Genomic DNA, 12652 nt, shown 5'->3' on the forward strand with positions numbered 1-12652 from the left:
ATGAGTGACATGCTGCGTGCCCCCGCCGAGATCAAGTTCGCCGAGGAGCTGGACTGGCTGGAGTCCGTCGACGACGGGCCCAAACCGTTCTCCTGGCGGCTCAGCCCCAAGATGGTGCGGTTGTTCGTCCTCGGCTCCGAGCGTGCCGACGGGCTGGACCGGGAGATCTCGCAGAAATGGTTCGGCGACCGCAGTTTCGTCGAGCGGTCGATCGTCACCCTCGCCTCCGACCGCGGCCTGCTGCTGATCGGTGACCCGGGCACCGGTAAGAGCTGGCTGGCCGAGTTGCTGTCCGCGGCCATCAGCCGCAACTCCACACTCGTCGTGCAGGGCACCGCCGGCACCACCGAGGACCACATCAAGTATTCGTGGAACGTCTCGATGGTCATCGCGAAAGGCCAGTCCCGGGCGTCGATGATCCCCTCGCCGATCATGACCGCGATGGAGAACGGCGTGATCGGCCGGTTCGAGGAGCTGACCCGGTCCACCAGCGACGTGCAGGACGCGCTGATCTCGATCCTCTCCGAGAAATATGTGTCGATCCCCGAGCTGGAGGACGACAACATCGTCTTCGCCAAGCCCGGATTCAGCATCATCGCCACCGCCAACAGCCGCGACCGGGGCGTCAACGACCTGTCCTCGGCGCTCAAGCGGCGTTTCAACTTCGTCCGCATCCCCGTCGTCACCAACAAGAAGAGCGAGGCGGAGATCGTCCGCTTCCGCACGGAGGAGCTGCTGCGCCGGCACAACATCGAGCTGGAGGTGCCGCCCACCCTGCTCGACGTGCTGCTCCAGAGCTTCGCCGACCTGCGGGCCGCGTCCGCCTCGGCCGGCAGTGACGACGAGCGCCTGGAGTCGGCGCTCTCCACCGCCGAGCAGATCGGTGTCCTGGAGGACGCGATCCTGCACAGCAACTTCTTCGGCGCCAGCACCCTGACCTCGGAGACTCTGGCGTCGTCGCTGGTCGGCTCGCTGGCCCGGCGCAGTCCGGAGGACCTGGCGATCCTCAACAAGTACTGGCACGGCGTGATCGAGCCGCGCAGCCGGGAGCAGAGCGGCGAGTGGGACGGTTTCCTCGAGGGTGGCCGTCAGGCGATCGCGACCCTGTCGTGACCAGCCCTTTCGATCCGCTCCGCGATCAGTTGCTGAGCGCGGCCGAGTCCCTGGCGGACGGTCCGGCCGCGCTGCCGGAGATCCTCGCCGGGATCGTCGACGACGTCGATCACGCGCTGCGCGAGCCGCTGGAGATCTTCCCGGTCTGCCACCACTCGCCGGCCTCGGCGCTGGCCATGCTCCGGCGGCTCCGGGAGAAACAGCCCAAGGTGATCTACCTGGAGCTCTGCGAGGACCTGCAGCCACTGCTGACCGAGCTGCGCAACTGCCGGCTTCCGGTGGCACTCCAGGCGTTCGCCTCCGAGCTCGACGGGTTCCCCAAGGAGTCGGCGCCGCTCTCGGTGATCGCGCCGATCACCGAGGCCTCCGCCGAGTACCAGGCGATCTCCTATGCGCTGGACACTCCCGGCGTCGAGCTGGTCCTGGTCGACCGGTCCACCGACCACGTCTTCCAGTGGCAGCCCGACGTCTCGTCACCGGCGGACACCCCCGAGCCGGAGGGCGATCTGCACGGCGACGCGGTCGGTGTGGAGATCGGCGACCTCCGGCCCCGTTTCGCCGAGCTGGAGGAGCACCTGCTGCACCACGGCCGGGTGCGGCACTGGTCGGAGTGGTGGGACCAGTATGTGGAGCAGCCGCTCGCCGGAGCCGGCCACGAGACCTACCGGCAGGTCATGGTGCTCGTCGGCAGCCTGTTCCGACGGCTGGCCCCGCACGACACGAAACGGTATGCGAGCGACGAGGACCGGGAACGCTACATGTGGACCCGGATCCGCGAGCACCTCGGCCGGTCCGGTGCGGACCCGGCCGAGTGCCTGTACATCTGCGGGGCGTTCCACGCGGCCAGCCGGGTGCCGGAGGCCGGCTCCGCCGCGGGCACCCCGGATTTCGCGATCACCCCGCGGAGCGGTACGACGTGGCTCTACGGGCTGATCCCGTCCAGCCACTCGGCGATCGAGTCGCAGTTCGGGCTGGCGCCCGGCTCGGTGTCGATCGCGGCCTCCACCTGGCAGAAACAGCTGCAGAAACTACGGCTCACACCGTTCCGGCTGGAGGGGCAGAAAGGCGCCCGCAAGGCGAAGAAGGCGTTGCCGCTGCCGGCCGGGGCGTCCGGTCCGGTCGTCGACCACCTCACCGGCTATCTGGCCGGGCCGCCGGTGCTCGACGGGCTCGACGAGGAGGAACTGCGCGGCTGGTGCGTCGACATCGTCCGGCTCGCCCGCCGCAACGGCTACCTCGCGAGTACAGCCGACGCGATCGCGGTGTTCGAGACGTCGGTGCTGCTGGCCGGGATGCGTGGGCGGGTGCGGCCGACGCCGTACGACTTCCAGGACGCCGCGGTCACCTGCATCGAGAAGGACACTGTGCCCGGCCGGCGTGATGTGCGGCGGCTGTGCGAGATCCTGCTCGGCGGCGACCGGATCGGGCAGGTCGGCTATGAGGCCCTGCCACCGCTGGCCCGGGACGTCTACGACCGGCTCGCCCCGCTCGGCCTCGACCTGGAGCAGCGCAGCATCCAGCGGGCGCTGCTCGACCTGGCCGCCCGGCCCGAGCTGGCCGCCTGCTCCCAGTTGCTCTGGATCCTGCGGTACCTGTTACCCGACCAGGCGGTCCGCCCGATCATGGGCAGCCGCAGACTCGGCGAGCGCCACATCCAGGAGAGCTGGGACCTCGACATCGGCCGCAACCAGCGGGCCGTCATCGAGCTCGGCTACGAGGGCGTCACCGTCGAGCAGGTGCTGGAGCAGCGGCTGCGCCGGGACGCCTGGGACCCGAAGGCGACGGCCGCCACGGTGCTCAAGGCGGTGGAGAATTCGCTGCTCTTCCTGGAGAGCCCGCGGCTCACCGAGGAGCTCGGCGCCCGGGCCATCGAGTTGCTGTCGGCCGAGCGGACCGTCGACGACGCCCCCGACGTGCTGCGGCGGATCCGGCGGCTGCTCGGGCACTATCGCGCGACCACGCCGGTGCTGCCCGCATGGTGCGGACGGTTCGTCACCGAGGGGTACGCGCACTACTGCACGCTTCTGCCGACGGCGTTCGTCGAGGAGGAGACCGGGGTCCGGCAGGTCGGGGCGATGCTCGGCTTCCTGTTCAGCATGGAGAGCCTGGCCCTGTCGCTGGGGTGTGACCGCACCCAGCTGGAGATCGCGGTCCGGCAGTCGCATCCGGAGTCCCCGGCCAAGATGGCGCTGTTCTGGGCGGCCCGGTATCAGCTGGGGGCGCTGTCGCTGGCCGATCTGCGGCTCCGGGTCGGTGATCTGCTCGGCAACCCGCTCGTGGTGCCGTCGTTCCCGCAGTATGTGAGTGGGTTCGTGCAGGCGTTGGAGCCGGTGCCGAGGCTGGCGCCGTTCGTGGTGGAGACGTTGTCGCAGGCGTTCGCGCGGCTGCCCGATCCGGTGCTGCTGCCGTGGCTGCCCAATCTGATCACCACGTTGAAACAGCAGGCCGCCGAGCTGGTGCCGGTGCTGACCCGGGAGGCGGGACGCACCTTCCCGGGGTCGCTCGCCGCTCTGGATTCGTGGACGGCCCCGTGGAACGTTCCGGCCCGCCCCCGGCCGTCCGCCGATCGGGCCGGGCTGCCGGCCGGGCCGTCCGGACCCGCGGGTGCCGCGATGGTGCTGCTGGCGGCCCATCCGGCGCCGACGGACGCGGTGGCGGCGCTGCTCGGCTGCGAGGGCGGGTGGACGCCGGTCGCGGCCGCGCCCAGCGGTGACGCAGCGGCGGTGACCGGGCTGCTCACGGCACATCCCACGACGGCGCGGGCGGTCGCCGAGCTGATCGGCGCCTGACCGGCCCCACTCTCCCGGCCCGGCAGCGAGGGGGCTGCCGGGCCGGGAGGCCAGGACGTTCGCCGGCCGGGCGGCGAGGGGGCTGCCGGGCCGGGAGGCCAGGACGTTCGCCGGCCGGGCGGCGAGGGGGCTGCCGGGCTGGGGTGGAGGGCTGCTGGAGCGGGAATGGCCGCGCCGGCCGGGGTTGGGGGCCCGGCCGGCGCGGTGTGTGGGGCATGCGGGGTGGTTACTTGAGATAGGTGGTGGCGGAGCCGATCTTGCCGGGGGCCGGGGTGGCGCTCGTCGAGAGGACGTAGACGCGCAGGTTGCCCTTGGCGTTGAGGTCGATCGTCAGGGAGCCGCCGGTCACGGTCCTGGTGTCGCCGGTGACCGCGTCGACGTAGGTGCCGTTCGGGATGCCGCTGAACGTGGCACCGTTCGAGACGGCGATCAGGGCGAAACTGTCCACGCCGTTGGCGGTGTAGCGGCGCTTGTATGCCATGTTGCCGCTGACACCCTCGGTCGAGTACTGGCCCATCTGCAGAGCGGGGACCGCCCGGCGGATCTGGTTGAGCCGCTGCAGGTGCTTGACCAGCGGCTGGGACAGTGTGGTCGCGACCTGACCGCTGGCCGAACTGACCACACCGAAGTCGCTGGCGGTGACGCTGCCGGCGAGGTTGGCGCCGTAGTAGGCACGGCCGGTGGTGGCGAGCGGGCACGTCGGGCCGCAGTCGATCTGCTTGCCGGCCTGGAACTCGATCTCCGAGCCGTAGTACAGCGTCGGAATACCACGGAACGTCCACATGAGCGTCATGTTCTCGGCCCACGCGTCGGTGCCACCGGTGTACCGGACCGAGGACTTGTTCGGCCCGTAGTCGTGCGAGTCGACGTAGACGACGTTGTACGTGGCGTCGTTGACCGAGTCGTCCGAGTCCTTGCCGTTCCAGTACGCGTTGTTGGCATCACCGAAGTTCATGTGCATCCGCATGTCGATGATGTTCATGCCGGAGAACTTCGAGTAGTCGGGCGTGTGGTAGTTGTTGCCCGACAGGAACGCGTTGGTGCTGGTCGGCTGGTTGCCCGTACCCAGATTGTTCTCGTAGTTGAACTGCTCGATCGCCGCCGTGACGTCGTCGGACGAGTACGTCGAGCGTTCCTTCCAGGTGAAGAACTGGGCGGAGTGGTTGACCGAGCCCCGGTTCCACTTGTCGTTCACGAACGCCGCGACCTCACCGAAGATGTAGAAGTCCTTGGCCTTGGTGGCACCGTACTTCTGGGTGAGGATCTCCTGGAAGGCCGGCAGGAAGCGCCGGTTCCAGGTGACGCGCGGGATGTGCACGGCGGTGTCGATGCGGAAACCGTCCACGCCCATGTCGATGTACTTCTTGTACGCCCCGATCAGGTAGTCCTGGACCACGGCGTTCTCCGTGTTCAGGTCGGCGAGGTCCTCGTGCAGCCAGCAGGACCGGGCGTCCTCACCCTCCCAGTTGCCGATCCAGCACTGGTGGAAGAGGGTCGACGGGAACATCTTGTTGGTCGGCTGCGGCCACTGGCAGTTGTAGAGCGCGAAACCCTCGGAGCTCTTGCCCCCGGTCGCGACTCCGTAGTTGGGACAGGTGTTGCCGGCCGGCGCGGTGCTGCTCCACAGGTCGCCGTTGTAGGGGCGGCCCTTGGCGAGTGCGTTCTGCGCCGCGGTCATCGTGGAGTCGTTGCCCTGGTGCTCCTCCAGCGGGTTGTAGGTCTTGCCGGCGACCTTCTCGCTGTAGTACCACTTCCAGTCGTTGTCCCGGGTGCCGAACACGGTCGGGGTGTAGAGGCCGTTGGCTCCCCACCGCGAGGTGTGGTTGAGGACGATGTCCTGGTAGATCTTGAGGCCCTTGGCGTGCGCCGCGTCGATCAGCTGCTGGTAGGACGCGCCGTTGGACTCCAGCCGCGGGTCGACCTCGTAGAAGTCGTAGCCGTGGTAGCCGTGGAAGTCGTAGTCGGAACGGTTCAGCACGACCGGCGTGATCCAGATGGCGGAGAAGCCGAGACCCTTGATGTAGTCGAGCTTGTCGACCAGGCCCTTGAAGTCACCACGGAACATCGGGTCGTCGTTCGCCGCGTTGCCCGACTTGGTGTGCTGGCTGCCACCACGGTTGTTGGTGGTGTCGCCGTCGTTGAACCGCGCGGTGAGGATGAAGTAGATGCTGTCCTTGCGCGGGTCGCCGCCGAGCATCTCGCCGCCGGCCGGAGCCGGGTCGGCCGCACCGGTGGTGACGCTCTTCGAGGCGGCGGTGGAGAGGTTGCCGGCCGCGTCGAGAGCCTGCACCTGGTAGGTGTAGGCGGTGTTCGCGCTGAGCCCCCGGTCGGTGTAACCGGTGGTCGAGCTGCTCAGCACGGTGCTGCCCCGGGTGATCCGGTAACCGACGACACCCACGTTGTCGGTGGACGCGGTCCAGCCGAGGGTGACCGTGGTGCCCGCCGCGGTGGCGGTCAGCGCGGTCGGCGCGGTCGGTGCCGTGGTGTCGGCCGGGGCCGTCTCGCACGGGTTCGCCGCGTTCGCGGTGACGACGCCGCCGTTGACGGTGCTCGTACCCGTACCCAGCGCGTAGTTCTTGCTGGAGTTGTTGTCCCAGGTCCCGGAGCCGTTGTTGAAGGTGGCGGCCCAGGTGGTGGCGGTGCCGAGGCTGACGGTCTTGCGGACCCAGCCGGTGCAGGCCTCCTCGTTCATCACCACGCCGGGGACCGTGGTCCAGGCGCCGCCGGTCGGCGCGTAGTGCAGGTACGTCGTCGTCCACGCCGTCTTGTAGTAGACGGTGGCCGAGTTGCTCGCCGTGCTGCACGGGACGGAGGAACTGACCGCGCCACCGGAGATGGTGACGGTGCCCGTACCCACGCTGTAATTGGATCCTGAGTTGTTGTCCCAGGTGCCGGAGCCGTTGTTGAAGACGACCTGCATGCCGGTGGCGGTGCCGAGGTCGAGTTCCTTCTTGTACCAGCCGGAGCAGCTGGTGTAGGCGCTCATCGCGACGCCGGGCACGGTCGTCCAGGAGCCGCCGGTCGGTGCGTAGTGGATGTTGACGGTCGTCCAGGACGTGGGCGCCTGGTAGTAGACGGTCACCGTGGTCGCCGCGTGCGCGGCGGGCAGTTCGGTCATGAGAAGCAGGGGTACGGCGCAGAGCGCGGCCAGCACTCTGCGGAGTATTCGGGACACGGGGGCCTCCAACCACCTCGGGGGACGGCGGTGTTGCGGGGGAGATGCGGGCTCAACGAATCGGTAATCCCGCGTTCACATGACGAGGAAGCTAGCAACTTCTTTCAATTTCTGGAACCCTCTGCCGTCCCCTTGCAAAAAGATGCACTGAGATGTCTCGATCTGTCCGATGAGGGCAGCAAGAAGGGGCGCGCCGGCATCGTGCGGCACGCCCCTTCGGAGATGTCTGTCTATCGCTGCGGGGCCATCGCCTCCACGCCGGCGATCAGCAGGTCGACCGCGAAGGTGTAGTAGGCGTCCATGTCGGGCTCGTCGCGATAGGACTCGGCGAGCCGGATCATCATCGGGAAGCGGTGGGCGGGCATGCCCTCCAACTGCACCCGTTTCTGGCGGCGCCACTCCGGCTCCTGGTCGGCCGGGACGCCCGGCGGGCATCCCGGCTGGCCGCTCACCGCACCCATGCAACCGTTCAAGAGGTACGTGGCCACCCAGTACCCCTCCTCGACGGTGAACCCGGCGTCGGCCAGCAGTGCCAGTGTGTCGTTCGTCGCCCGGTTGAAACTCTCGGTCTGCGTCTTGTCCACCGAGTGCAGGAGGACCGGCAGCGACGGGTGCTCGCGCATCACCCCGACCACCGTTTCGACGACTCTGCGTAGGCGTTTCTGCCAGGGGTCGTCGACGTTCGCATCGGCTCGCACATCCGTGAGCAGGTGGTCGACCATGCCCAGGAGCAGCTCTTCCTTGTTCTTGAAGTGCCAGTAGAGCGCCATCGGGGTGACGCCCAGCTCTTTGGCGAGGCGACGGACCGTGACCGCGTCCAGCCCCTCCTCGTCGGCGAGGCGGAGCGCGCGGTCGGCCACTGCGGCCTTGGTCAGTCGATCACCGGTCACTTGACAACTGTACAACGTACGGGTCTCATGTACGAGGTACATGTACACCGTACAAGTACGTCGTACAGGGGGATCTGATGGAGAAGAACCGTCGGTGGTGGGCGCTGGTCGCGGTGGCGCTCGGCACCTTCATGACCTACCTCGACAACAACGTCGTCAACGTGGCGCTGCCGTCGATCCAGCGGGACCTGGGCCTCAGCATCGCCGGGCTCGAGTGGATCACCAGCGCGTACATCCTGGTCTTCGCCGGCCTCCTGCTCGCCGGAGGCCGCGTCGCGGACGTCCTCGGCACCCGTCTCGCGTTCGTAACCGGGCTGGTGATCTTCACGGGTGCCTCGGTCGCGGCCGGCCTCGCCGACAGTCAGGGGCTGCTGATCGGCGCCCGCGCGGTCCAGGGCATCGGCGCGGCGCTGCTCGCCCCGGCGTCACTGGCACTGCTCCAGGAACTGTTCCCGGACCCGAAGGAACGGGCCACCGCGATCGGCGTCTGGGGTGGCGTCGGCGCGCTCGCCCTCGCCGTCGGGCCGTTCACCGGCGGCGTCCTCAGCGAGCACGTCTCGTGGGGCTGGATCTTCCTGATCAACCTGCCGATCGGCATCGTCACGCTCGTCCTGACCCTGGTCAGCGTGCCCCGCCAGCCGGTCCGCGACGGGTGGTCGCTGCGACGGCTCGACCCGGCCGGTCTCGCCTCCTCGTCGCTCGGGCTGTTCGCTCTCACGTACGCCCTCATCGAAGGGGACGCGGAAGGCTGGACCGCGCCGCTCATCCTCGGATCATTCGCGGTCGCCGCCGCAGCGGCCGTGGTCTTCGTGCTCCTGCAGAACCGCAACGCCGACGCCATGATGGACCTGAAGTTCTTCCGGTCCCGGATGTTCTCCGGCGGCCTGCTGGCGATGGGCCTGTGGGCCTTCGGTGTCTTCGGCATCTACTTCTACATGGCCATCTACCTGCAGAACGTCCTCGGGTTCACGCCGACCGAGGCGGGCGCGGCGTTCATCCCGATGGCCATCATCACCGCGGCCGGAGCCGTTCTCGCACCGCGCCTGGAGATCCGGTTCGGTGTGGCGCGGGTGACCGCTTTCGGTCTTGCCGTGATGGCAGCGGCGATCGCCGGCATCGCCGGGTACGGTGCGGGCACCACCTACGGCGACCTGCTCCCGTGGTTCCTGCTCTACGGTGTCGGCGGCGGCCTGCTGATTCCGCTCAACACCGTCGTCGTCGACGCGCTGCCGCCGCAACGGGCCGGCATCGCCTCCGGCATGCTCAACGTCTCCCGCGAGGTGTTCGGCCTGCTCGGCGTCACCGTGCTCGGCGCCATCCTGAGTAACCGGTCCGAGGCCGCCGGCGGGGACTTCCTGTCCGGATACCAGTTCGCGCTGGTGGTGGCGGCGGCCCTGGTCGCGGCTGGGGTGCCGGTCAGCCTGTGGATGCTGCGCCGTCAGGCCACCGCCGGAGCCGGCTCCGAGGCCGCCGCGACCGACCGGGAGATCCGCAGCCAGACGACGAAACCCCAGATGACGAAGAGCGCGTAGACCGCGTAGAGGATCGCCGACGGGTAGTAGCCGAAGTGCAGCAACTCGGGCACGCCGACCAGGTCCACGGCGATCCAGCACAACCAGAACTCGACCCAGCCGCGGGCCATCGCATAGGTGGCCAGCATCGAACCGACGAAGATCCACGAGTCCGCGAGGTAGTACCACCAGGGGACCGGGAAACCGGCCCCGACCTCGCGGAACACCACGAAGCACACCCCCACCGCGGCCAGTGCGAGCGGGATGAGGATCAGGCGCTGCCGTGGGCTCGCCCAATGCGGGATCACGGCGGTGCCGTGGTCCCGCCGGCGGTTGCGCTGCCAGGCCCACCAGCCGTAGACACTGGTGACCAGGAAGAACACCTGCCGGGCAGCCTGGCCGTAGAGCGGGGTGCCCTGATCGTTGCCGAGCGCCTGCCCGAGGAACACGGTGAACAGCAGCACGTTGCCGACGATCCCGACCGGCCAGGCCCACGCGTTGCGGCGCAACCCGAACAGCGCCGAGCCCAGCCCGAAGGCGTTGCCGACGATCTCCCGCCAGTAGATCGCCTGCGTGCCGGTCACCTGCCACTTGGCGTCATAGAAAGCGGTCAGCAACTGATCGATCCAGGTCACGGCTTATCCTAGGCCGTGACCTCCCGTCTCTACGTCGACGAACCGGGCACGGCGCTCTGGTACGACCTCGACGACCCGTCCGACGACGAGCTGGCGGCCCTCGCCACCCGGTTCGGCCTGCACCCGCTCGCCGTCGAGGACGCCCTGCAGGAACACGAGCGGCCCAAACTGGACCACTACGAGAACCACATGTTCCTCAACGTCTACGCCGTCGAGTTCGACCACGAGCCGCGCAAGACCGAGATCAGCGCCTTCATCACCCCGGAAGCGCTGATCACCGTCCACCGGGCGCCGTTCGACATGCGACCCGTGCTGGACCGGTGGGCCGACGGCGATCGCCCACCCGGCGGCGTCGACTTCCTGGTGTACGCGCTCCTCGACCTCGTGGCCGACACGCAGTACCGGATCGCCCAGCGGATCGACGAGGCGATGGACTCCGTCGAGGACCGGATGCTCGGCGACGGCCCGGCACCCCGCGACGTGCGGCGGCACGGCTTCACCCTGCGCCGTCACCTGGCCGCCCTGCGCCGCGCGGCCGCCCCGATGCCCGAGGTGGCCCGGTCGCTGGCCGCCGACGGGGACCTGAAGCCGTATTACCGGGACGTCGAGGACCACGCCCGGCTCGCCCTGGACCTGATCGAGCACTCCCGGATCCGGATCACCGAACTGCTCGACGACGACCTGGCCGAGCAGAGCAACGAGCTCAACGTGGTCACCCGCAAACTGGCGGCCTGGGCCGCGATCATCGCCATCCCCACGGCGCTGACCGGATACTTCGGCCAGAACCTGCCCTACCCCGGTTACGAGCAGTGGTGGGGCTGGGTGGTCAGCACCGTGCTGATCGTGCTGACGGCCGGCGGGCTGTATCTCTACCTCAAACGCCGCAACTGGCTATGAACCGGTTAAGCCCCACTGTCCACAGGGGTCCCCGGGCGGCGTCCTGATCGCGTAACGTCCCCCGCAACCGGGGGAGGGGTGAATGTTCGCGCTCGTCTTCGGCGCGGTGCGGACACGCGCCGCGCAGGTGCTGACCATTCTGGTGCTGACCGTGCTCGCGGCCGCCGTCGCCGCGGCCGGCCCGTGGTACGGCTTCGCCGCCGTGGGCAAGGCCGCCGATGCCTACCTCGAGGCGGCCCCGGCGAACCAGCGCACCGTCACGGTGACCAACCGCATCGACACCCGTGGCGACCCGGCCGGCTCGCTGACCCGGTTCGCCGCGCGGGTGCGGGCCGGTCTGCCGAAAGGGAGCGGCGACGGGGTCGGCGGGCTCTCCGCGTCGATCAACGTGCCGACCGGACCGGCCAGCACCACCATCGATCTGGCCTATCGCGACGAGTTCTGCGAGCGGGTCCGCCTCGACGGGGCCTGCCCGGCGGCCGCCGGTGAGGTCGCCGTCAGCCACGACGCCGCACGACGGCTCGGCGTCACGACCGGCGGCGTGATGACCGTCCTCACCGCCGACTCGGTCGTCCCGTTGAAACTCACGGTGGTCGGGCTCTACGCGCGGGCCGATCCGACCGGCACCTACTGGTCCAGCCGGCTGTTCCGGTCCGCGACCGGCCCGGATCCGATGTTCACCGTCACGGCCACCTTCGAGCACCGGCACCTGTCGAGCCCGACCGTGGCGTACGACGTGGTGCTCCCCAACGAGCTGCTGCGCGGTGACGGCGGGTTCGACCTCGGCGCCGCGCTCGTCGCGTCGGACCGGGTGCTCGCCCAGGAGCAGCTCCGGCTCAACAGCCAGGCCACCCCGCTGCACCAGGCGATCGTCCGCGACCGCGGCACCATCCTGGACGGGATCTCGGCCTCCGGCGCCCAGCTGCTGATCCTCACCTGGTTCGCACTCGGCCTCGCCGGGTGGTACACGTTGCGTGACCGGCGGGCCGACGCCGCCCTGCTCAAACTCCGCGGGGTGAGCCGGTCCGGGCGGCTGCGACTGGCCCTCGGCCAGCACCTCGTCCCGCTGACCGCCGGCGCGTTGATCGGGGCGCCTCTCGGCTACCTGACGGCGTGGGCGCTGGCCGGCCCGGTGCCCGTCGCGGTGGACCGGCAGACCGCCCTGGTCTGGAGCGCGGCCGCGGTCGGCGCGGTCCTGGCCGGCGGCTTCGCGGTGCTGGCCACGGTCGAGGCCACGGTGCTCGGCCGGCCGGTCTCCGCGCTGCTGCAACGGGCCGGCTCCGGCCGTGGCACCTGGCGGCCCGCCCTCGTCGACGTGGTCCTGCTCGCGATCGCCGCCGCAGCCCTCTACCAGGTCCGCTCGGCCGGCCCCGCCGACGGGCTGGGCCGCTCCGCCCTGGCCCTGGTCGCGCTCGCGGTCGGCCTGATCGCCGCCCGCCTCCTCAACCGGGCCGCCGACCGCGGTGGTGCCGCCGCCCTGCGCGCCGGGCGGCTGCGAGTCGGCCTGACCGCACTGCGGATCTCCCGGTCACCCGGCTCCGACCGGCTGTTCGTGCTGGTCATCGTCGCGGTCGCCCTGTTCGTCACGGCGGCCGGCGGCTGGGCCGCCGAGAGTGCCGGGCGGACCGCCCGCAGTGGCGCC

At 69.7% G+C, this 12652-nt stretch carries 8 protein-coding genes; 5 read left to right on the plus strand and 3 right to left on the minus strand.

Annotated features, from left to right (window positions below):
- Both ACFO0C_RS06860 and ACFO0C_RS06865 read left to right on the plus strand, forming a co-directional pair.
- Positions 1–1113 carry an ATP-binding protein gene (locus tag ACFO0C_RS06860; RefSeq protein ID WP_378065688.1) on the plus strand — a complete coding sequence of 371 codons (1113 nt, stop codon included), beginning with the start codon at positions 1–3 and terminating at the stop codon, positions 1111–1113.
- A complete protein-coding gene (locus ACFO0C_RS06865; protein WP_378065689.1) occupies positions 1110–3902 on the plus strand; it encodes a DUF5682 family protein in 2793 nt (930 codons plus the stop codon). The genes ACFO0C_RS06860 and ACFO0C_RS06865 overlap by 4 nt, the downstream gene beginning before the upstream one ends.
- A gap of 226 nt (positions 3903–4128) precedes the next feature.
- Here ACFO0C_RS06865 and ACFO0C_RS06870 read toward each other — a convergent pair whose 3' ends face one another.
- On the minus strand, positions 4129–7077 hold the full coding sequence (locus tag ACFO0C_RS06870; protein ID WP_378065690.1) for a carbohydrate binding domain-containing protein: 2949 nt from the start codon (positions 7075–7077) through the stop codon (positions 4129–4131).
- A gap of 230 nt (positions 7078–7307) precedes the next feature.
- Positions 7308–7967, minus strand: coding sequence for a TetR/AcrR family transcriptional regulator (locus ACFO0C_RS06875; RefSeq protein WP_378065691.1), 660 nt, complete (start codon positions 7965–7967; stop codon positions 7308–7310).
- 77 nt (positions 7968–8044) lie between these two features.
- Here ACFO0C_RS06875 and ACFO0C_RS06880 point away from each other — a divergent pair, with 77 nt between their 5' ends.
- Entirely contained in the window at positions 8045–9499 is a 1455-nt protein-coding gene (locus ACFO0C_RS06880; protein WP_378065692.1) for an MFS transporter, read from the plus strand.
- Here ACFO0C_RS06880 and ACFO0C_RS06885 read toward each other — a convergent pair.
- Entirely contained in the window at positions 9406–10113 is a 708-nt protein-coding gene (locus ACFO0C_RS06885; protein ID WP_378065693.1) for a nicotinamide mononucleotide transporter family protein, read from the minus strand. The two genes, ACFO0C_RS06880 and ACFO0C_RS06885, sit on opposite strands and share 94 nt — an antisense overlap.
- Before the next feature lie 15 nt (positions 10114–10128).
- Between ACFO0C_RS06885 and ACFO0C_RS06890 the strand changes: the two genes are divergently transcribed.
- A complete protein-coding gene (locus ACFO0C_RS06890; protein ID WP_378065694.1) occupies positions 10129–11010 on the plus strand; it encodes a magnesium transporter CorA family protein in 882 nt (293 codons plus the stop codon).
- 82 nt (positions 11011–11092) lie between these two features.
- On the plus strand, positions 11093–12652 hold a 1560-nt coding region (locus ACFO0C_RS06895; protein ID WP_378065695.1), incomplete at its 3' end, for an FtsX-like permease family protein.

This window comes from Actinoplanes subglobosus, assembly GCF_042650585.1.
Taxonomy (GTDB): domain Bacteria; phylum Actinomycetota; class Actinomycetes; order Mycobacteriales; family Micromonosporaceae; genus Actinoplanes; species Actinoplanes subglobosus.